The organism is Pseudomonas karstica, from assembly GCF_009707515.1.
In the GTDB taxonomy this organism is placed as follows: domain Bacteria; phylum Pseudomonadota; class Gammaproteobacteria; order Pseudomonadales; family Pseudomonadaceae; genus Aquipseudomonas; species Aquipseudomonas karstica.
In genome coordinates, this window is sequence record NZ_WLYI01000050.1 from 1 (window position 1) to 20,999 (window position 20,999).

Genomic DNA, 20,999 nt, shown 5'->3' on the forward strand with positions numbered 1-20,999 from the left:
CGAATGCCGCGGCAATCGGCTCGTATTGGAACGAGACTTCCTTGAAGCCGATCTTGCGGGCGACGTCCACCAGGGTGTCTTCGGCTTCTTTGTCGGCCATTGGGTCATCGTCGACGAAAAACACTGGGCGGCCCAGTACCACTTCCTCGAACTCGCGCCCGGCATTGGCCTCGGCGCGGCTTTTGAGTTGGCCGATAAACAGCGCGAGCAAGTCGGTGAAGGGCATGGCCGTGCCCAATATGCTGGTGTCGTGCTTGATCAGTTTGGAGCCCAGCAAGCTCTTGAGCGAGCGCATCAAGCGTCCCTCATAACCTTCCAGGTACTCGTGCAGCGCCAGGCGGCCATAGACCGGGCGGCGTTCTTCGAAGTTGAAGAACACCACCGACGGCAGCGTGATCTTGTCGTCCTCCAGCTCGATAAGCGTTTCCATGCCGGGACGGATCCATCCGACAGTAGAGTTGGACGTGCCAAAGTCGATGCCGCAGGCACGGGCTGGGGCTGGGTTTTTCATGTCTATCGGGTTCCGGTTGAAAAACGGCCGCGCAGTGTATGCCACTCGCGTTCAGATGCGTAGGCCGACTATCCGCTAAATACCGCATACTTGTTACCTTGAAAGGTGGGCGTTTGCCCCCAAATCCCCTCCATACGATTGGTGGCTGCAAGTTTTTGCTCGCAGCGGCGATAAACTTCTGACGCACCCCCAGGTCACACGATTGAGATCGGTCAATCCAGGCGCCGCAAACAGGCGCATGCTGTGAGACTGGCAGTGCGATATCGATAATGGATGGTGATACTCCGATGGACTTCAAAGATTATTACAAGATTCTCGGCGTAGAGCCGACAGCGGACGACAAGGCGATCAAGGCGGCCTATCGCAAGCTGGCACGTAAATATCATCCTGACGTCAGCAAGGAAAAGGACGCCGAATCCAAATTCAAGGACGCGTCCGAGGCGTATGAAGCGCTGAAAAGTGCCGATAAACGCGCCGAATATGATGAATTGCGCAAATACGGCCAGCATGGCCAGCCGTTCCAGGGCCCGCCAGGTTGGCAGGGCCGTGGCGGCTATGGTGGCAGCGGTGCGGACACCGGCGAGTTTTCGGACTTCTTCAGTTCGATCTTCGGTTCCCGTGGCAATGGTTTCGGTGGCACCCAAGGCCGCAGTGCCGGGCGTCGAGGGCAGGATGTGGAAATGCAATTGCCAGTATCCCTGGAAGAAACCCTGTCCAACGAGTCCAAGGCGGTCAACTTCCAGGTACCGCAATACAATGCGGCGGGCCAGCACGTCAGCAACACCACTAAAAGCCTGAACGTGAAGATTCCGGCCGGCGTTGCCGATGGCGAGCGCATCCGCCTCAAGGGCCAGGGCGCACCAGGGATTGGCGGCGGTGCCAGTGGCGACCTGTATTTGATCATCCAGTTTGCGCCTCACCCGAAATTCGACGTGGAAGGCGAAAACCTGATCATCACCTTGCCACTGGCACCCTGGGAGTTGGCGTTGGGCACGGAAGTCGCGGTGCCCACCCTCACTGGCAAGATCAACTTGAAAGTGCCGGCCGGCAGCCAGAACGGCCAGCGCATGCGCGCCAAAGGCCACGGCTTGCTGAACAAGGCCGGGCAGCGCGGTTACCTGTTTGTGCAACTCAAGGCCGTCATGCCGAAAAACACCGACGAGGAGGTCAAGGCGTTGTGGCAGGAACTGGCGAAAAAGGCCGCCTTTGATCCGAGAGAAACATGGAGTAGCTAACGATGAGCAACCCCCGTGTGGTTCAAGTGAACATGACAGAGTTTTGTGAGGCCGCCGATTTGTCGGTGGCCTACGTGATTGAGATTGTCGAACACGGCATCGTTGAACCCGAGGGTAAAAGCCCTGAGTCCTGGCGCTTCACTGATTACGAGTTGGCTGTGGCCAAGCGTGCATCGGCGCTGCGCAAGGACCTTGAGTTGGAATGGGAAGGCGTCGCCCTGGCGCTGAACCTCCTGGAAGAAGTCCAGCAGTTGCGGGCCGAGAATCAGATGCTCAAGCAGCGGCTGGGGCGGTTGGTGCAAAACCCATGAGGGTGTGAGGGCTGTTGGGCTTTAGCTAGGTTAGTACTGGGAACATTGGTGTCGTTTGTTCCAGGCTTATTGTCGTATCGGTATCTACACACCTTTACGGGGGGGCATATCCATTGTCGCGGTCACGGCGGCTTATGGTTTGGTTTTTACCGCGACTCACTTTGGAAAAACCCAAAGTAAGCAAAGGGCTCTTGCCCCACCACTTGGCACCTCGCTCTGGCTCGGTGTGCCCGTGGTTTAACGGGGCGCCCCAGATCAAAATCAAAAGCACGACCCCCTGTAGGAGCGAGCTTGTTCGCGAAGGTCGTTAACGATAACGCGGGAAATTGGGTACCCCGAGGCGGCCTCAGGTTTTTCGCGAGCAAGCTCGCTCCTACACAAGACGGCTCTGGCTACGCAGTGAGCAAACCAGCATTCCACATGAACCTGCACAAACCCCTAGAACTTACGCGGCAACACCACGGTAAACGTAGTGCCTTCAGTCTCAGTGGACGCCACTTCAATCGTGCCCCGGTGGGCTTGCACCACTTCCTTGACGATAAACAACCCCAGTCCCAAGCTGGTGGACGTGTTGCCCAATTCTTCAGTGGCGCTACGCACCAATGGATCGAAGACGCTGCCCAGGGCGGCTTGGGGAATCGGTGTGCCGTAGTTGTGCATGTTCAGCACCACGGTGTCGGCCGTACCCTCGAGGGTCAGGGTCACCGCGTGGCTATTCCAGCCGTGTTGCAAGGCATTGCCAATCAAGTTCTGCAACAACTGGTCGATGCGCCCGCGATCCCACTGCCCCTGGGTGTCACCGTGAATGTGCAAGGCCGGGTGGCAGTCCGGGCGCCCGGCGCAGGCTTCATCAATGGCCGCTTGCGCCGCTTGTGCAAGGTTCATGGGCTTCGGTTCGATAGGCAGGCTGCTGCCCAGTCGGCTGCGTACAAATTCCAGCAGGTCGTTGACCATCGCCCCCATGTGCCGGGCACCGTTCTTGATATTGCCCACCAGGCTCAGGCCGTCGCTGTCCAGCCGAGCCTTGCGCAGCAGCATTTCGGACGACATGTTCACCGCTTGCAACGGCGCGCGCAGGTCGTGGCCGAGGATGGCGAGAAAAATATCCCGCGAGCGATTGACTTGCTCGGCGTAGGCCGCCGTGGACTCGGCCAGCGCTTCGTCGATAGCTTCATTGAAGCGGATCATGTCCTGGAAATACGCCAGGTCCGGTGAGGCCAGGCTGTTGACCCACAGGCGAATCACGCAGGCCCGCAGGTGACGAAACTCGGCGGTCATCTGCACCAGGTCAAAGCCTACGGTGTGGCGTAACTCGCCATGGCTGGCGGCGGCTTGATCCAGGGTTGGGTTTTTTTCGAAGCCTTCGCCCTTGGCCTTGGCTACTTGTTCACTGGCGGTTTGACGGGTGTTCATGTCTCGTGCTGCGGCGAGCAGGATCGAGTGGGCGTGGTCGCGCAGTTGTGTGCGGTTCAAGGTGTCTGCGGCGGGCGTCAGGGTTTCGGCAAATTGCTCCCACTCATCAACGATCCGGTTGGTGTTTGCAGTGATGAATGCGGATAGGCGCATGGCCGTGGCTACCTTGCAGGGCGACAATGAGGGGGGTGTGGCGCATTTTAGCGCCACACCCACGTTCCTTCACTGACGAGGCGCAAATCTGCCGATGAACGGTTAAAGCCGGACGTGTCATGGAGGCATCCCAGAACATCTGTGGTCAGGTAACTGATGACCAGGCAGCAACTATCTATCGCTGAACCCACTGTCGGACATGGTGTGCTAGCGGCTTACTTCTCAGGAGAGAGACCATGGCCGATACCCCCACTCCCGCCATCACCACGTCAGGGCCCCAGCCACCACCGGCATCCCTAAGCATCCACGGCCCGTTCCTCGAAAAGGCCATTCCCGATTGGCTCGTCAACGCAAGGCCACAACGGCGCACGGAACTAAAAACAGCCAATACCCCATTGCCGGACTGGTACTTGCGCGCATCACCTGCGCAACGTACTGCCCTGCACGACAGCTGCACCGAGAGCTTCAACGCACAAACCCTCCTGGACAAGGCCATGATAAACCTCCAGGCCATCGACACGTTTGCCAAGCCGTTACTGGCCAGTGCCTTGAAGGACCAGTTCAATGTTGAGCTGGATGTCGACGAAACCTACCTGGTGTTGAGAAAACCGCTGGAAGCAGGACTTTTTGCCATCGAAGTCACCCACTTTGAAGTCTTGAGGTTGCCACTGCTGCAGGCTGCCCTGCATAACTTCGAAGAATCGGAATGTGAACCCGGCGCTTTCCATGCGTCTTCGGGCTTCTCACAAAAAGCCTCCACCTCGAGCACTTTCGAGGCCATTACCCCGGCCTTGACGGTGGCTCAGTTCACGAGGCTGTGCCGTTCGCTGGACATCGGCGCGAAGTATCAGGATTTCCTCAAAAGCTATATGCACCCGAGCACGCTCGAGGCAAGCGCGCGACTTCGCGACACCTTCAGAAACGCCCAGAAAACCGCCATGCGCGCGGCGGCCGAAATGGCACTGTTGAAGCGGGATATCGAGCCCCAGGATTACACAATGGTGCTGTCGGTCATCAATGGAAACTTCCAGCCGCGCCTGGGCGGTAAGCTGGTCAATATATGTGAGTTTGGCTTGATGGGACGTAGAATGACCGGCTGCGTGCTGTTCTCGGTCGGTGATTTATATGGACGTTCCGATGCGTTGATCCTCTATATCCCCAATGATCCTGCATATCCCCTGAAACGCTATACCAGGGCTGAAATGGCCACGCTTTTCGGGCACCGTTTCACCGACCGTGATATCTCTTCTCCCAACGATGGCGGCCTAATAGCGTATCAGCGGTTTTTCAGCCAGTTCGTGGCCTATGCCGACCGCCCGTACTACTTCTCCCAGTTCACCCAGGATAAACCCGCGCAAACGTTCGGCCAGAAGCTGGCGCCGTATGCGCCGCTGCTCAATAAGTTGAGCAGCATTGATCCCTTTTCGGGTCTTTACCAACTCAAGGAGTTGCCGCCTGCCCACCAGGCCCCACAGGAGCCCAACCCTGATCCCTATCTTGCGCCAGGCGCCATGCCCCGCGAAGGGGAGGGCATATGGACCCGCAACCTGTGGGATTACCTGTTTGAGCAGTATCGCGACAAGCTCATCGCCGACGCCCGTGCTCACGCGGTGCCCTCGGCGGAAATCGATGCCCGGTTGCGCTCGGAAAAATTCGCCAGCTTGTTGGATGTCGGCATGTTGGCGTTGACCGGCGCGTCAATGTTTGTGCCGGTGTTGGGCGGACTCATGATGGGGGCGATGGTGGCCCAATTACTGGCTCAGACCTGTGAAGCCGCGCACGAGTGGAATGAAGGTGACCGCAAGGCAGCAAAGACGCACCTGATAGATGTGGCAGAAAACCTGGCCCTTTTTGCCGTGATGGCGGGTGCAAGCAAAGGCTTGGCCAAACTGGGCGCAGTCAAGACCGAGCCGATGATCGAGGGTTTGGAGCAGGTCACCCTGCCCAATGGCGAGACCCGTTTGTGGAAACCCGCTCTGAGCGGCTACGAAAGCCCTGGCATTCTGGACCGTAGCACCGGCCCGAATGCGCTGGGCCAATATGAGCTGAACGGCAAGACTTACATTCGCCAAGACGGCAAGGTTTACCAGAAAACCTATGATGAGCCCCTCAAGCGCTGGCGCATCGAGCACCCGAGCGATCCGCAGGCCTACCGGCCTGTCCTTACTCACAACGGCGCCGGCGCTTGGCGCTCTACCCTGGAGCGCCCGGATACATGGGATCGGTTGATGCTATTGCGGCGTATGGGGCATGTGACGGAGATATTCACGGATGAGCAACTGCTGACAATCGCTGACATCAGTGGCGTCAGCGACAATGTGTTGCGCAAGATGCACTTGGACAACTTTGCGCCGCCTCCCGAATTGGCAGACACCCTTCGTTTGTTCGAGGCTGAGCAGGGCGTGGGCCAGGTCATCAAGCAAGTAAGAGGCTGGCAATTGATCAATGGTCGCTATTTGTACATCTTGCCCCTGATTACCGAGCTACCACGCTGGCCGCGGGACCAGGTACTGGAGGTGTTCGAAAGGGGCGACTTGACGGGGCCTTCGATCAAGTACGGTTCCGAGCGCCAGGTTGCGTCAGGTACGGCCAAGACACCGATCAAGATCAGTCGGGCCGATGCCATGCAGGGTGAGTTGCCCACACGTATTTTGCAGGCACTCGACGAGTCGCAAATTACTCGCCTGCTCGGCGATGAGCCCGCACGGGTCAAAGCAACAAGGCCTCAAGAGTTCAGCAAACAGCTTGCTGACTTCGTCACGACTCGCCAACCGGACATATTCGAAAGTCTTTATCAAGGCACGGAGCCCAAGGCCGATCTTGTGCGGCGCTTGCAGCACGTGACGCCAGGGCTCAGCGAGTCTGCCGCCAACACCGTGTTGGCCCAGGCCGATAGCGAGGAGTTCAATCGCCTGGCGAGCACCGCACGCTTTCCTTTGAGGATGTTGGAACACGCACGTTGGTATGCGCAACAAGGGCGCCTGAGCAACGCGTATGCCGGTTTGCACCTGGAGAGTATGGCCTCGCTCGACAGCAAGCGCCTGGCGCTGCATGCCTTGCAGAAGTTGCCGGGTTGGTCGGATAACGTGCGCCTGGAGATCCGCGACACCAGCCTTGGCGGGCCCCTGATCGGCAGTATTGGCAACGAGACGGCGCGGATTCGCAGGTATCTGCTCAAGAAAGGTCCGGTGTACCAAGCGTTCAATGAGCGGGGCGAGGCGCTTAACGGCCTTCCGGTATCAGGTGATAATTTTTTCTCCGCCCTCATGCATGCCTTGCCCAGTGAGACTCGCCGGGCATTGAACGTTCCCAATGTGGGCCAGCATGTTGAGCTGCGCCAAGCAATTATCGACTATGCCACCCAGCATCCCGGTGAGATGGCGCAATTGCTTGAGCAGCGCGGCGCCAAAAAAAGGATGAACAAGTCTCCGGTAAGGTTGAGGGATAAATGGGTGGGCTATTACGCCAGCGGTCGCGGCCCAGGTATGGAGGCCCCGCTGGTGGCTCGCGTCCGGGCCGTTTACCCTGGTTTGACTGATCAACAGGCCAATGGTTATCTCCTCAAGCTGCGACGGGCGGGCCAAACCGATGGGCAGCTTTATGCTCATTTGCAAGCACTGTTGAGCGAGTGGGAAACCCTTGAGTCAACGCTTGAGGAGTGGGTGATAGGGCGGTTTCCAGCGCTGCAAGCCTTTGCTTTCGGGCGCCGGGCGATCGTGGACAGTATCAAGGCGTCGTGGCGACATGCGCCCCTGGCGGACCAGGAGCTCCGCTTTAGCCAGTTGAGCATAATCGCTTTCGAACCCTTGCCTCTCATCACGGCCAACTTTTCCCATGTTCGGGATCTGAAGCTGATTGTGCCAAATGCCGGTGATTTTTTAGCGCGCTGTCCTTCAGTGGAAACACTTGAAGTCCAGGTGATGCAGGGCAACGTCGACAGTGTGTTCGAGTCGCTGAGAAACCTGCGACAACTGACCAGCCTGAACCTCTATACGCCGATAACTTCGCAGGTGATAACCCGTCTGAAGGCCCTGTCCAGCCTTGAGGCACTTACCCTTACATCCCCCGCCGAGGAGGATGTACAGCCTGGCGAAAGCCCCGTGTTGGACGTTCGTGGCTTTAACCGGCTACGCAGGCTGAGCGTGAGTGACAGTCAGATGAAGCAATGGCCGAGCGGAGTACTTGAGTTACCGCTGCTGGAACGCCTGAATCTGCGCGCAACGGGCATCGATACCCTGCCGGCAGGCCTCTATCCAGGGCATGATCGACTATTGGCCGGCCTGTCACAGGATTGGTCGAAAGTTACGCGTGGGGCCTTTAAACCACTTTATGAGTACCTGCGCCGTCAGCCCCTGCACTTGGTTGATTTGAATGAAATGGTGGGGGACTACTGCAAGGGCGAGCTTTTTCGCCTGGCCGAAATAGACGTCCGATATTTCTCCTCGCTGCGCACCCATTTTGCCGAGCTATGGCCAGGCCTCCAGGCCAGGTTCGAGGCCATCGAGACCTTGAGCGTGCAGCACAGTGAACTTGGCCGACAACTTGACCTGTGGCTGAACACGTCGCGCCAGGTGCTCGAGCGCAGTGCCATGAGCACGGCGGCCTATGCCTTGAAGGTCAATTGGCGTAGCGAGTTGGTCCGCCGGTACATACTCCTCACGGAGCAGCCGTTGCATGCTTTTGGCCTCTCGAACCTAACGCGAGAACCGTCGGTGTTTGGTTTGTCCGACTTGCAGCTAACCTCGTTACCGGAGCTGCCTGCCGGGGCCTTCGCGCATGTGAGCCGCCTGAGCCTGAAACAAATGCGCGTGCCGGGCGAGCATTTGCAACGTTTTGTTTGTGGTTTCAACGAAACCCGAACGCTCGACCTCAGCAATGGCGAGCTGGCAGCTATGTCCTTCAAGCCGGGCGATCTGCCGGTGCTTGAACATCTGAACCTGAGCAACAACCCGTTGACCGGGTTGGATGTCAGCATGCTGAGTCGACTTCACTCCCTGAACCTGCGCGCCACCCGCTTGCGCGCATGGCCAACGGGTGCAGAGTCGCTGCTGGACCCCCTTTGGCTGGACGTGCGCGATACCCCTATCACCGCCTTGCCGCAGATGGCCCTGGCTCGGGATCAGGTGTTGATCAATACCCACCTGAGCGGCACCTCCCTCAGCGTGCCGGCTCAAGCTGAGCTGACAGCGGCACGCCTGCGGTTTGAACAGACCTGGGGCCTGTCGCCAGGGACTCTGGCCAGGTTGGCTCTTGAGTCGATACCGGACGTCTTCCCTCCCAGTGAAAACGACTCGTTGAGCACTCGCTATCTGCTGCCGTTGCTGCCTGCCGAGCCTTTGGAAGGCACGCAGTCGTTGCAGACTCGCCTGTTGCGTTTGTATCCCGGCCTCGATGCCGATGAAGTGCTCAAGTGGATTGATCAACAGCGCGAGGAGGGAATCACGGACCCGCAATTGCACGAGCAGATCACCGGTTGGGGCCAGACCTGCGATGCACTGACACGTCGTTTGAATGCTTGGGTACTGGTCCGAGAGACCCGTGGGGCCGACTGGGTGGTGTCGTCGCAGACTCGCCAAATGGCAGCCTTGCGCATCATTGAATGCTGGCGTGACGGGTTACAGGTGGTGGACCGTGAGGAGCCTGCGCAACTGGACCTCAGTTTTCTGCAAACAGGCGACTTGCCTGAGCTGCCAGGCTCCTTTGCACATGTCAGGACTCTGCTATTGAGGGGTGTGCGGCTTTCCGAGCAGGGCTCCAACGACTTCCTGGGTGCTTTTTCCAATGTTCATTTGCTCTACCTCAGCGGTAATGAGTTGCATCAGGCATTGCCTGAGGCTATCGCCGACATGAGTCAATTGCAGCACCTTGAACTGTCTTATACCGGCTTCATGGCGCCTGAGGCGTTGCACCGCTCGCTGGCAGGCCTGGAGCATCTGCATACGCTGATCTTGGCCAATTGCAACCTGGAAAGTTTCACGCTCGACGGCTTCAGGCGGCTTCAGAACCTGGACCTGCACAATAATCAATTGACGCAATGGCCCGAAGGCGTGTGGCAGGCCGAGTCCCTGACCGGGCTTAACCTGGCAGGCAACGACCTCACCTCGATTCCGCCCCAGGCGCTGGACGGTACCCACGATCAACTGATGTCGAACACCTATCTGTTTGATAACCGTGAGCTGTCGCGGGACGCACTTGAACGGATCAGGACCTACGCAAATGAGCGACGCCTCAACCCAATATTCGGATTCACACGCTCAGAGCTTGATGAACTGATCGATGACTTTGACAGTGACCGCACCGATGAAAGTGTGATCGACAGCAGCACCTCAGATGAGGTGATAGCCGAGGAGTCGGTAGGGGATGAGCACTTGGCGTTATGGTTGCAAAGCCTTGTTCCAGACGCGCAGCCTGACAGTCGGTTGCTCTGGGCGCAGTTGGCGGGCGAGCCTGGTCATGAGAGGTTATTTCATTTGCTGGAGCGCTTGCAGGATACGGCAGAGTTCATTGTTGCCCGAGCGGACCTGACACGCCGGGTCTGGGAGGTATTGAAAGCAGCGGGCAGCGACAGTGAGCTCAGGCAAGTGTTGTTCCGTTTGTCAGACACCCATGGCACCTGTGTCGACGGTAGAATCCTGACGTTCAGTGGACTGGAGGTTAAAGTCTATGAATACAATGCTTTACTTGAAGTCGATCCTGCTCATCTGGACCAGAAAGGCGCGTCCTTATTGAAGTTGTCCCGGCAGTTATTTCGCCTGGGCGAGGTCGAGAAGCTGGCTGACAAAAGCATACGCACCCAAGGGCGTCACACCGATCCTGCGGAAGTGCGTTTGGAGTATCGGCTGGGGCTCAAGGAGCCGCTGGATCTGCCAGGGCAACCCAGGCACATGTCGTTTGGCAGGCCTATCAGCGGAGCGGCACTGGCCAGCGCACTTGAGGCGGTGAATAACGCAGAAGCAACCGCTGCCTTTTATGAAGACCTGATTACACGTGACTACTGGGTGGACTACCTCAAGCAGAAATTCCCCGAGGTGTTTAGCGCATTGGATCAAAGTACGACACAAAAGCGTGAAAAGCTTGAAAGCGATCATGCAAACTTCGACGAAGCCTATAACGAGGCTGCGACCGTCCTGGAGATTGAACTCACGACTGCGCGAAATCAAAAACTCCTGGAGTTGTCCCGTCAAGAGGTCGCGCAACTACCGCCCTCGGTGCGTGCGCCGAACCAACCAGGCACCTCAAGGAACTGACAGGGGCCGGCTTAGAATAGAAAATACCGCTGGGCCATGGGCAACACATCCGCTGGTTCACACCACAGCAACACGCCATCGGCCTTGACCTGATAAGTCTGCGGGTCGACCTCGATATCCGGCAGGTGGTCGTTGTGGATCAGGTCGGTTTTCTGCACGTCGCGGCAGCCTTTGACCACGGCAATCTGCTTCTTCAAACCCAGTGCTTCTGGCAAGCCGGCATCCGCTGCCGCCTGGCTGATAAAGGTCAGGCTGGTGGCGTGCAGCGAGCTGCCGAAGCTGGCAAACATGGGGCGGTAGTGCACCGGTTGCGGCGTGGGGATCGACGCATTGGCATCACCCATCAAGCTTGAGGCAATCGCGCCGCCCTTGAGGATCAGGGTCGGTTTGACGCCAAAAAACGCCGGGCGCCAAAGCACCAGGTCGGCCCATTTACCCACTTCGATAGAGCCCACTTCATGGCTGATGCCGTGGGTGATCGCCGGGTTGATGGTGTACTTGGCGATGTAGCGCTTGGCGCGGAAGTTGTCGTTGTCTGCGCCGTCACCCGGCAGCGGGCCGCGCTGTTTTTTCATCTTGTCGGCGGTTTGCCAGGTGCGCATGATCACTTCACCCACGCGGCCCATGGCCTGGCTGTCGGAACTGATCATCGAAAACGCGCCGAGGTCGTGGAGGATGTCTTCGGCAGCGATGGTTTCGCGACGGATGCGGCTTTCAGCGAAGGCCACGTCTTCGGCAATACTTGGGTCGAGGTGATGACAAACCATCAGCATGTCGAGGTGTTCGTCGATGGTGTTGCGGGTGAACGGCCGGGTCGGGTTGGTGGAACTGGGCAATACGTTGGCAAAGCCGCAGGCCTTGATGATATCCGGCGCGTGGCCGCCACCGGCACCTTCGGTGTGGTAGGTATGGATGGTGCGGCCCTTGAAGGCGGCGAGGGTGGTTTCGACAAAGCCGGATTCGTTGAGGGTGTCGCTGTGAATCGCCACCTGCACGTCGTATTCGTCGGCGACGCTCAGGCAGTTGTCGATGCTCGCCGGCGTGGTGCCCCAGTCTTCATGCAGCTTCAAACCAATGGCGCCGGCCTTGACCTGTTCGATCAGCGGTCCCGGCACACTGGCATTGCCCTTGCCGGTAAAACCCAGGTTCATCGCAAATGAGTCGGCGGCCTGAAGCATGCGCGCCAAGTGCCAGGGCCCAGGGGTGCAGGTGGTGGCATTGGTGCCGGTGGCAGGGCCGGTGCCACCGCCGATCATGGTGGTGACGCCGCTGGTCAGTGCCTCTTCGATCTGCTGCGGGCAAATGAAGTGCACGTGGGAGTCAATGCCGCCGGCAGTGAGGATCATGCCTTCACCGGCTATGACTTCGGTGCTGGCGCCGATGGCGATGGTCACGCCGGGCTGGATGTCCGGGTTACCGGCCTTGCCGATTCCGGCGATGCGGCCGTTGTTCAGGCCGACGTCGGCCTTGACGATGCCCCAGTGATCGATGATCAGCGCGTTGGTGATCACCGTATCGACTACCTCTGCAGCCAGCAGTTGGCCCTGGCCCTGGCCGTCACGAATGACTTTGCCGCCGCCGAATTTCACTTCTTCGCCGTAGGTGGTGAAGTCCTGTTCCACTTCGACCCACAGTTCGGTGTCGGCCAAGCGGACCTTGTCACCGACGGTGGGGCCGTACATGTCGGCGTAAGCTTGTCTGGAAATCTTCATCAATATTCCTTGGTGTCGACCTGTAGCCGCTGCCGTCAGGCTGGGATAAGGGCCGAAGGACCTTTGTTCAGGTTGATATGCAGGGGCCGCTTCGCAGCCCATTGCAGGTTTTGCCAGCGGGGTTAGCCCAGGTCACCCATGATGCGCCCGGCAAACCCATAGACTCGGCGCAACCCGCTCAGGTCGACGAGCTCGACAGTTCGACTCTGCCCCGGCTCAAATCGCACCGCGGTGCCCGCCGGAATATTCAGGCGCATGCCGCGACTGAGGGCTCGATCGAAGGTCAGCGCGTCATTGGTTTCGAAAAAATGATAATGGGAACCGACCTGGATCGGTCGGTCGCCGCTGTTGGCCACGCTCAGGCTGAGGGTGCGACGGCCGACATTGAGTTCGATCTCGCCGGGCTGGATCCGGTATTCGCCAGGAATCATGCAGGTTGCCCCAGGTTCTTGAAATAGATGGCGGTCGGGCTGTAGCGTCCGTCCGGGCTTTGGCAGTAGTCGGGCAGTTCACCGAGCCTGGTGTAGCCCAGGGACCGATAGAAGGCCTCTGCGCCAGAGCCGGCTTCGGTGTCCAGGTACAGCAGGCCGCGCTTGTGTTCACCGGCGCTCAGTTCCAGGGCGTTCATCAGTTGCTGGCCCAGGCCGCGACGGCGGGCCTCGCTGTGTACCAGCAGCTTTTGCACCTCGGCACGGTTCAGCCCGTTGGCTTTCTGGCACAGCGCCAATTGCACGCAGGCCAGCACCTGTTCATTGCGCACGACCACCCACAGCAACAGGCTGGCATCTTCGACGCCCGCCTGTACGCTGTTTAGATAAGTACGGGCTTGAGCCTCGTCGAAGTCGGCCATGAACCCCACGGACGCGCCATGCTCCACCGCATCCAGCAACAGCTCGATCAAGCCTTGGCGGTAATGGGCAAAACTCATCGCATTGACGTGATGCAGTTGAGCGGCGTTCATCGGCGTCACTCCTTGGGCGGTTCCGTGCCCGGGTTCAGCGTCAGTTGCATGAAGGTCAGGTCCAGCCAGCGTCCGAACTTGGTACCTACTTGCGGCATCTGCCCGGTGATGTTGAAACCAAGACGTTCATGCAAGCGGATCGAGGCCAGGTTGCCACTTTCGATGGCGGCGACCATCACATGCTTGTCGCAGGTTTTCGCCCGTTCGATCAGGGCCTGCATCAAGTGTGGGCCGAGGCCTTTGCCGCGCTGGTCGCTGCGCACATACACCGAGTGTTCGACGGTATGACGGAAACCTTCGAAGGGCCGCCAGTCGCCGAACGAAGCGTAGCCGGTGACGTGCCCGTCCTCGACCGCCACCAGGATCGGGTAAGACTGCGCTTGTCGGGCGCTGAACCAGGCCTGGCGGTTGCTCAGGTCCACCGGTTGCTCGTTCCAGATCGCCGTGGTGTTCAGCACCGCGTCGTTGTAGATGTCGCGAATCGCCGGTAGGTCGGTTTCTGTTGCGTCACGAATCATGGCCGGGCCTCAGGCGATGGGTTGATGGACGGTGACCAGTTTGGTGCCGTCGGGGAAGGTGGCTTCCACTTGGATATCCGGGATCATTTCCGGGATACCTTGCATGACCTGTTCGCGACTGAGCAGAGTGGTGCCGTAGTGCATCAGGTCGGCCACGGTACGACCGTCGCGGGCGCCTTCCATCAGCGCGGCAGAAATATAGGCAATAGTTTCTGGATAGTTGAGCTTCACGCCGCGCGCCAAGCGCCGCTCGGCCACCAAGCCTGCGGTGAAGATCAGCAGTTTGTCTTTTTCCCGTGGGGTCAGGTCCATTGTTCAAGGTCCATGGTCAGGCAATTTAAATACCGAGCGCCATCCCTTGTAGGAGCGAGCTTGCTCGCGAAAACCATCCGGGCACCGCGACCCTTCAAGGTGGGTGCGTTATCGTTGGCGATCTTCGCGAGCAAGCTCGCTCCTACAGAGTGGGCGGCGTTGATGTTCATGTGTTCCAAATTCTCGGTGAGACCGCCTCGCGCCCCAGCATCGCTGGGCGCAACAGGCGCCATAAATCAATCAACCAACCCCGCGCCAGCAGTGCTTCGCTGGCCAGGCAGCGTGCTACCAGCAGGCCGGGCAATTGGCTCAGGTCGCCGCGCACTGCATGGGGCAGCGAGCGACATTGCTCCAATAACTCACTGTCGATTTCACCCGTCACCAGCAACGTCGCAAACACCGGTTGCCCATCCAGGCCAATCGGCGAGTCGAGCAAACCGTCGTCACCGACAATGCGCTGACGTTCGTGCCACAGCAACTGGCCGTCGCGACGGATATCCAGGGCTGACTGGAAGTGCCCCAGGTCAAAACGCTCGCCGCTGGCCGGGCGTCCCAGGGCCACCACGTCCCAGTAAAACAGCCGGGCATCGCCTTCAAGCTCGATGCGGGTGGTGAGCTCGGCCTGGGCGGCGCTGAACACGATGGTTTCCTGTGGCAGCCATTCCAGCGTCGCACCGGCTTCCACGGTCAACTCCAACTGCTGATAGGCTGGCCCAGCCGCGCGGTACCACTTGGCCGCGCCGGGGCTGGTCAACTGCGCCCAGGCGCCCTCGGCAACGTGGGCGGTGATGTCCAGCCGGTCACCGCCGGCAATCCCGCCGGGCGGATGGACGATGATGTGCTGGCACACCTCGGGGCCCTCGGCGTACAGGTGCTTTTGCACCCGCAGCGGGCCCTTGTGGCGGCGCAGCACCGGGCGTGTGGTATCGCCAAACTGTGCGTAGCCGAGTTCCAGCTCGGCATGCCAGCTGGGGGTGAACAGGGCGGTGGGGGCAGGAAGAGTCATGGTCAGTGCTTATCGCTGGAACGCTACAGATTAGATGGTAACCAGGCCGCGTACACCCTCGGCTTGCATATTTTCACCACGGCCCTGCTGGACGATTTCGCCCCGGGACATCACCAGGTATTGGTCGGCCAGTTCGGCGGCAAAGTCGTAGAACTGCTCCACCAGCAGGATCGCCATGTCGCCGCGTTCGGCAAGCTTTTTGATCACCACACCGATCTCCTTGATCACCGACGGCTGGATACCTTCGGTGGGCTCATCGAGGATCAACAGACGCGGGCGGCTGGCCAGGGCGCGACCGATGGCCAACTGCTGCTGTTGACCACCGGACAAGTCACCGCCTCGACGGTGCTTCATTTGCAGCAGCACCGGGAACAGTTCGTAGATAAAGGCCGGGACTTCCTTGGCTTCTTTTGCAGCAAAACGGGAAAGCCCCATCAGCAAGTTTTCTTCCACCGTCAACCGCCCGAAAATCTCCCGGCCCTGGGGCACATAGGCGATGCCGGCATGCACCCGCTGGTGCGGCTTGAGGCCGGTAATGGCGCGGCCTTCCCAATTCACCACACCTTCCTTGGCCGGCAACAGGCCCATCAGGCACTTGAGCAAGGTGGTCTTGCCCACGCCGTTGCGGCCCAGCAGGCAGGTGACTTCGCCGACGTTCACGTCGAACGACAGGCCCCGCAAAATGTGGCTACCGCCGTAATACTGGTGCAGCTTGTCGACTTGCAGCATATCCAAACTCTCCTCGCTGATCGTTCCCACGCTCTGCGTGGGAATGCCGCAATGGACGCTCTGCGTCCGCGGTTGAAGGTCGTGACGCGGAGCGTCACCGGATGCATTCCCACGCGGAGCGTGGGAACGATCATCAGCGACCGAGGTAAACCTCGATCACCCGCTCATCAGCCTGCACCTGCTCAAGCGACCCCTCGGCCAGCACGCTGCCCTGGTGCAACACCGTCACGTGGTCGGCAATCGAGCCGACAAAGCCCATGTCGTGTTCCACCACCATCAGCGAGTGTTTGCCCGCCAGGCGCTTGAACAGTTCGGCGGTAAATTCGGTCTCGGCATCGGTCATGCCGGCTACCGGTTCGTCCAGCAGCAACAGTTGCGGGTCCTGCATCAGCAGCATGCCGATTTCCAGGAACTGCTTCTGGCCGTGAGACAACAAACCCGCTGGCCGATGCACCGATTTGGTGAGGCGAATGGTGTCCAACACTTCGTCGATAAGGTCTTTTTGCTCACCGCTCAAGCGTGCCCGCAGGCTGGCCCACACCGACTTGTCGGTCTTCTGCGCCAGTTCCAGGTTTTCGAACACGCTCAGGGCTTCGAACACCGTGGGTTTCTGGAACTTGCGACCGATACCGGCCTGGGCGATCTGCACTTCGCTCATCGTCGCCAGGTCCAGGGTTTCGCCAAACCAGGCCGTGCCGTGGCTGGGCCGGGTCTTGCCGGTGATCACGTCCATCAGTGTGGTCTTGCCCGCGCCGTTGGGGCCGATGATGCAACGCAATTCGCCGACGCCGATGTACAGGTTCAAATCGTTCAATGCCTTGAAACCGTCGAAGCTGACGCTGATGTCTTCCAGGGTCAGCAGGGTTCCGTGGCGGGTGTTGAGGCCCTTGCCCACCGCTTGGCCGAGGCCGATGGCGTCTCGGCCTGCGCCTGCGTCAAAAATGGGTTCGAGCATGAATTCAGCCGTCGCTGTGACTCTCATGATTCACCTCTTTTCTTCAGCAGGCCGATCACACCCCTGGGCAAGTACAACGTGACGATGATGAACAGCGCCCCAAGAAAGAACAGCCAATATTCGGGAAACGCCACTGTGAACCAACTCTTCATGCCGTTGACCACTCCCGCCCCCAGCAACGGCCCGATCAGTGTGCCGCGCCCGCCCAACGCCACCCATACGGCCGCCTCGATGGAGTTGGTCGGTGACATTTCGCTGGGGTTGATGATCCCCACTTGCGGCACATACAACGCGCCTGCCAAGCCGCAGAGCACTGCGCTCAAGACCCAGACAAACAGCTTGAAACCACGGGGGTCGTAACCACAGAACATCAAGCGGTTTTCTGCATCGCGCAAGGCGGTCAGCACACGTCCGAACTTGCTTTGTGCCAGGCGCCAGCCGATGTACAGGCTGGCCACCAGCAATAGCACCGTGGCCACAAACAACACTGCCCGCGTCCCTGGCTCGGTGATGCCAAAGCCGAGGATGCTGCGGAAATTGGTAAAGCCGTTGTTGCCGCCAAAACCGGTTTCGTTACGGAAGAACAGCAGCATCCCGGCGAAGGTCAGGGCCTGGGTCATGATCGAGAAGTACACGCCCTTGATCCGCGAACGGAAGGCGAAAAAACCGAACACCAAGGCCAGCAAGCCCGGCGCCAACACCACCAGGCACAACGCCCAGAGGAAGTGATTGGTGCCGACCCAATACCACGGCAGTTCGGTCCACGACAGGAAGGTCATGAACGCCGGCAGTTCATCCCCGGACGCCTGGCGCATCAGGTACATGCCCATGGCATAGCCGCCAAGGGCGAAGAACAAGCCGTGGCCCAGGGACAACATCCCGGCATAACCCCAAACCAGATCCAGGGCCAGGGCGACAATGGCGTAGCAGAGAATTTTGCCCACCAACGTCAAGGTGTAGGCCGAGACGTGCAGCGGATTATCCGGCGCCAGCAGGGAAAGCAGCGGCAAGGCCAACAGCAGGAGCAGGATTACCCCACCCACGGCGATGGTCACCCGGGGGCCGGCCTTTTGCGTAGCCGTAAGCATCAATGGCTGGTTCATCAGTCGATCACCCGTCCTTTCAGTGCGAAGAGTCCTTGCGGGCGTTTCTGGATAAACACAATGATCAGCGCGAGGATCAGGATCTTGCCCAGCACGGCGCCGATCTGTGGTTCCAGAATCTTGTTGGCGATCCCTAAGCCGAAGGCGGCCATGACGCTGCCGGCCAACTGGCCGACGCCGCCGAGCACCACCACCAGGAATGAGTCGATGATGTAGCCCTGGCCCAGGTCCGGGCCGACGTTGCCGACCTGGCTCAACGCCACGCCGCCGAGCCCGGCAATACCCGAGCCCAAACCGAAGGCGAGCATGTCGACGCGGCCGGTGGGCACGCCGCAGCAGGCGGCCATGTTGCGGTTCTGGGTCACGGCTCGCACGTTGAGGCCCAGGCGAGTCTTGTTCAGCAGCAGCCAGGTCAGCACCACCACACACAGCGCGAAGGCGATGATCACTATGCGGTTGTAGGGCAGCACCAGATTGGGCAGCACTTGAATCCCGCCCGACAACCAGGCCGGGTTGGCCACTTCGACGTTCTGTGCACCGAACAACAAGCGAACCATCTGGATCAACATCAGGCTGATGCCCCAGGTGGCGAGCAGGGTTTCCAGAGGGCGGCCATAGAGGTGACGAATCACTGTGCGTTCCAGGACCATGCCGATCCCGGCGGTGACAAAAAACGCCACCGGCAGGGCAATCAACGGGTAGAACTCAATGGCTTGTGGCACGTAGCGCTGCATCAGCAACTGCACCACATAAGTGGAATAGGCGCCGAGCATCAGCATCTCGCCGTGGGCCATATTGATGACCCCGAGCAAACCGAAAGTGATCGCCAGTCCGAGCGCGGCGAGCAGCAGGATCGAACCCAGGGACATGCCACTGAAGGCCTGGCCGAGGACCTCCCCCATCATCAGTTTGCGCTTGACCTGAGCCAGGCTGGTCTGGGCGGCGGTGTGCACGCCGGCGTCGGTTTCCATGCCCGGGGCGAGCAAGGCCTCCAGGCGGGTGCGGGCCAACGGGTCGCCGGTGCTACCGAGTAAACGCACGGCGGCCAGGCGCACGGCCGGGTTGGGGTCCACCAGTTGCAAGTTGGCCAGGGCCAGGCTCAGGGCGCTGTGGACGTCATCGTCTGTCTCGCGGGCAAGCCGCTGGTCGAGGAATGTCAGTTGGGCCGGCTGTGCGCTTTTTTGCAGTTGCCGTGCGGCGGCCAAGCGAACCGAGGGATCGGCGGCCAGCAGTTGTTGGCTGGCTTGCGCATTGTCGATCAAGCCACGCAGGCGGTTGTTCAGGCGTACGGTTCGGGTTTCACCGCCGACGCTGAGCTGGCCTTGTTGCAGGGCGTTGACCAGCTCGATGCGTGATGGATCGGGCTGGGTGGCCCAACCCTGGAGGAGCTTGGCTTGTTGCATCGGGTTGGCCGCGAGGAAGTCTTCGGCATCGCCTGCGTATACGGCCAGGGGCAGCACCAGCAGGAGGGCCAGAATGAATCGGTGAAGGGCAGTGGGCATAAGGGTGTGTCCTGTTGGAGCGTTCCCACGCAGGGCGTGGGAACGCTCGGAAATCAGTTGCTCTTCACCGCGTAATCGGGCTTTTTGTCATTGCCCGGGATGTACGGGCTCCACGGCTGGGCACGGATCGGCCCTTCGGTCTGCCATACCACCGAGAACTGGCCGTCAGACTGGATCTCGCCAATCATCACCGGCTTGTGCAGGTGATGATTGGTCTTGTCCATGGTCAAGGTGTAGCCCGATGGCGCAGCGAAGGTCTGGCCGGCGAGGGCGTCGCGAACTTTATCGACGTCAGTGGATTTGGCTTTTTCCGCCGCCTGGGCCCACATATGAATGCCGACATAGGTGGCCTCCATGGGGTCATTGGTCACCGCCTTATCGGCGCCTGGCAGGTTGTGCTTCTTGGCATAAGCCTTCCAGTCGGCGACGAACTTCTGGTTCGCCGGGTTCTCCACCGACTGGAAGTAGTTCCACGCCGCCAGGTTGCCCACCAGCGGCTTGGTATCGATGCCGCGCAGCTCTTCTTCACCCACGGAGAACGCCACCACTGGTACTTCGGTGGCTTTCAGGCCCTGGTTGGCCAGTTCTTTGTAGAACGGTACGTTGGAATCGCCATTGACGGTGGAGATCACCGCCGTCTTGCCGCCTGCGGAGAACTTTTTGATGTTGGCGACGATGGTCTGGTAATCGCTATGACCAAACGGCGTGTAGACCTCTTCGATGTCCTTGTCGGCCACACCTTTGGCGTGCAGGAACGCACGCAGGATCTTGTTGGTGGTGCGCGGGTAGACGTAGTCGGTGCCTAGCAGGAAGAAGCGCTTGGCGCCGCCGCCTTCTTCGCTCATCAGGTATTCCACCGCCGGGATGGCTTGCTGGTTCGGCGCAGCGCCGGTGTAGAACACGTTGGGCGACATTTCTTCGCCTTCGTATTGCACCGGGTAGAACAACAGGCCGTTGAGTTCTTCGAACACCGGCAACACCGATTTACGCGACACCGAAGTCCAGCAACCGAATACCACCGCAACCTTGTCCTGGGTCAGTAACTGCCGGCCTTTCTCGGCAAACAGCGGCCAATTGGACGCCGGATCCACCACCACCGGTTCGAGCATCTTGCCGTTCACCCCGCCCTTGGCGTTGATCTCGTCGATGGTCATCAGCGCCATGTCTTTGAGCGACGTTTCGGAGATCGCCATGGTCCCGGACAACGAGTGCAGGATGCCGACCTTGATGGTCTCGGCGGCCTGGACGGTCCAGGTCATGCCCATGGCGGCAATGGATGCCGACAAAGTGAAAGCCTTGATCAAGCTACGACGCTGCATGGTGCGATCTCC

Annotated in this window: 16 protein-coding genes; 3 read left to right on the forward strand and 13 right to left on the reverse strand. The window is 59.7% G+C overall.

The annotated features are described in order from the left end of the window. Positions 1-511, reverse strand: a 511-nt coding sequence (locus GIR22_RS24530; protein ID WP_154745865.1) for an Hsp70 family protein, incomplete at its 3' end; no start/stop codon positions are given. A gap of 287 nt (positions 512-798) precedes the next feature. Here GIR22_RS24530 and GIR22_RS24535 point away from each other — a divergent pair. Next, positions 799-1,746: a DnaJ C-terminal domain-containing protein gene (locus GIR22_RS24535; protein WP_154745866.1), complete on the forward strand. Its 948-nt coding sequence runs from the start codon at positions 799-801 to the stop codon at positions 1,744-1,746. A gap of 2 nt (positions 1,747-1,748) precedes the next feature. Then, on the forward strand, positions 1,749-2,057 hold the full coding sequence (locus GIR22_RS24540) for a chaperone modulator CbpM (RefSeq protein ID WP_154745867.1): 309 nt from the start codon (positions 1,749-1,751) through the stop codon (positions 2,055-2,057). Positions 2,058-2,495: 438 nt separating this feature from the next. Here GIR22_RS24540 and GIR22_RS24545 read toward each other — a convergent pair whose 3' ends face one another. Beyond that, complete coding sequence (locus tag GIR22_RS24545) at positions 2,496-3,623, reverse strand: sensor histidine kinase (protein WP_154745868.1); 1,128 nt, start codon at positions 3,621-3,623, stop codon at positions 2,496-2,498. 236 nt (positions 3,624-3,859) lie between these two features. Here GIR22_RS24545 and GIR22_RS24550 point away from each other — a divergent pair, with 236 nt between their 5' ends. Beyond that, positions 3,860-10,870, forward strand: coding sequence for an NEL-type E3 ubiquitin ligase domain-containing protein (locus tag GIR22_RS24550; RefSeq protein WP_154745869.1), 7,011 nt, complete (start codon positions 3,860-3,862; stop codon positions 10,868-10,870). An 11-nt stretch (positions 10,871-10,881) separates the two neighbouring features. On the opposite strand, the gene ureC is transcribed toward GIR22_RS24550, so the two are convergent. The 11 genes from ureC to urtA all read right to left on the reverse strand — a co-directional run bounded on the left by ureC (position 10,882) and on the right by urtA (position 20,987). Next, complete coding sequence (gene ureC, locus GIR22_RS24555) at positions 10,882-12,582, reverse strand: urease subunit alpha (protein ID WP_154745870.1); 1,701 nt, start codon at positions 12,580-12,582, stop codon at positions 10,882-10,884. A gap of 122 nt (positions 12,583-12,704) precedes the next feature. Next, positions 12,705-13,013: an urease subunit beta gene (locus tag GIR22_RS24560; RefSeq protein ID WP_154745871.1), complete on the reverse strand. Its 309-nt coding sequence runs from the start codon at positions 13,011-13,013 to the stop codon at positions 12,705-12,707. Beyond that, positions 13,010-13,543, reverse strand: a complete 534-nt coding sequence (locus GIR22_RS24565; protein WP_154745872.1) for a GNAT family N-acetyltransferase — start codon at positions 13,541-13,543, stop codon at positions 13,010-13,012. Before GIR22_RS24565 ends, GIR22_RS24560 begins: the two co-directional genes overlap by 4 nt. Positions 13,544-13,548: 5 nt before the next feature. Continuing rightward, positions 13,549-14,061, reverse strand: coding sequence for a GNAT family N-acetyltransferase (locus GIR22_RS24570; protein ID WP_154745873.1), 513 nt, complete (start codon positions 14,059-14,061; stop codon positions 13,549-13,551). Between the two features lie 9 nt (positions 14,062-14,070). Beyond that, on the reverse strand, positions 14,071-14,373 hold the full coding sequence (gene ureA / locus GIR22_RS24575; RefSeq protein ID WP_076954533.1) for an urease subunit gamma: 303 nt from the start codon (positions 14,371-14,373) through the stop codon (positions 14,071-14,073). 166 nt (positions 14,374-14,539) lie between these two features. After that, on the reverse strand, positions 14,540-15,379 hold the full coding sequence (locus tag GIR22_RS24580; RefSeq protein ID WP_154745874.1) for an urease accessory protein UreD: 840 nt from the start codon (positions 15,377-15,379) through the stop codon (positions 14,540-14,542). A 30-nt stretch (positions 15,380-15,409) separates the two neighbouring features. Continuing rightward, positions 15,410-16,108 carry an urea ABC transporter ATP-binding subunit UrtE gene (gene urtE / locus GIR22_RS24585; protein WP_154745875.1) on the reverse strand — a complete coding sequence of 233 codons (699 nt, stop codon included), beginning with the start codon at positions 16,106-16,108 and terminating at the stop codon, positions 15,410-15,412. 133 nt (positions 16,109-16,241) lie between these two features. Further along, positions 16,242-17,090, reverse strand: coding sequence for an urea ABC transporter ATP-binding protein UrtD (gene urtD, locus GIR22_RS24590; RefSeq protein ID WP_154745876.1), 849 nt, complete (start codon positions 17,088-17,090; stop codon positions 16,242-16,244). Next, positions 17,087-18,166 carry an urea ABC transporter permease subunit UrtC gene (gene urtC / locus GIR22_RS24595; RefSeq protein WP_154745877.1) on the reverse strand — a complete coding sequence of 360 codons (1,080 nt, stop codon included), beginning with the start codon at positions 18,164-18,166 and terminating at the stop codon, positions 17,087-17,089. Before urtC ends, urtD begins: the two co-directional genes overlap by 4 nt. Then, complete coding sequence (urtB, locus tag GIR22_RS24600) at positions 18,166-19,668, reverse strand: urea ABC transporter permease subunit UrtB (protein WP_154745878.1); 1,503 nt, start codon at positions 19,666-19,668, stop codon at positions 18,166-18,168. Before urtB ends, urtC begins: the two co-directional genes overlap by 1 nt. Positions 19,669-19,721: 53 nt before the next feature. Beyond that, positions 19,722-20,987, reverse strand: a complete 1,266-nt coding sequence (gene urtA / locus GIR22_RS24605) for an urea ABC transporter substrate-binding protein (protein WP_154745879.1) — start codon at positions 20,985-20,987, stop codon at positions 19,722-19,724. Positions 20,988-20,999: the final 12 nt, after the last annotated feature.

Coding starts and splice junctions, on each gene's coding strand:
- GIR22_RS24535 (WP_154745866.1), top strand. CDS start 799: ATGGACTTCAAAGATTATTACAAGATTCTCGGCGTAGAGCCGACAGCG.
- GIR22_RS24540 (WP_154745867.1), top strand. CDS start 1,749: ATGAGCAACCCCCGTGTGGTTCAAGTGAACATGACAGAGTTTTGTGAG.
- GIR22_RS24545 (WP_154745868.1), bottom strand. CDS start 3,623: ATGCGCCTATCCGCATTCATCACTGCAAACACCAACCGGATCGTTGAT.
- GIR22_RS24550 (WP_154745869.1), top strand. CDS start 3,860: ATGGCCGATACCCCCACTCCCGCCATCACCACGTCAGGGCCCCAGCCA.
- ureC (WP_154745870.1), bottom strand. CDS start 12,582: ATGAAGATTTCCAGACAAGCTTACGCCGACATGTACGGCCCCACCGTC.
- GIR22_RS24560 (WP_154745871.1), bottom strand. CDS start 13,013: ATGATTCCTGGCGAATACCGGATCCAGCCCGGCGAGATCGAACTCAAT.
- GIR22_RS24565 (WP_154745872.1), bottom strand. CDS start 13,543: ATGAACGCCGCTCAACTGCATCACGTCAATGCGATGAGTTTTGCCCAT.
- GIR22_RS24570 (WP_154745873.1), bottom strand. CDS start 14,061: ATGATTCGTGACGCAACAGAAACCGACCTACCGGCGATTCGCGACATC.
- ureA (WP_076954533.1), bottom strand. CDS start 14,373: ATGGACCTGACCCCACGGGAAAAAGACAAACTGCTGATCTTCACCGCA.
- GIR22_RS24580 (WP_154745874.1), bottom strand. CDS start 15,379: ATGACTCTTCCTGCCCCCACCGCCCTGTTCACCCCCAGCTGGCATGCC.
- urtE (WP_154745875.1), bottom strand. CDS start 16,108: ATGCTGCAAGTCGACAAGCTGCACCAGTATTACGGCGGTAGCCACATT.
- urtD (WP_154745876.1), bottom strand. CDS start 17,090: ATGAGAGTCACAGCGACGGCTGAATTCATGCTCGAACCCATTTTTGAC.
- urtC (WP_154745877.1), bottom strand. CDS start 18,166: ATGAACCAGCCATTGATGCTTACGGCTACGCAAAAGGCCGGCCCCCGG.
- urtB (WP_154745878.1), bottom strand. CDS start 19,668: ATGCCCACTGCCCTTCACCGATTCATTCTGGCCCTCCTGCTGGTGCTG.
- urtA (WP_154745879.1), bottom strand. CDS start 20,987: ATGCAGCGTCGTAGCTTGATCAAGGCTTTCACTTTGTCGGCATCCATT.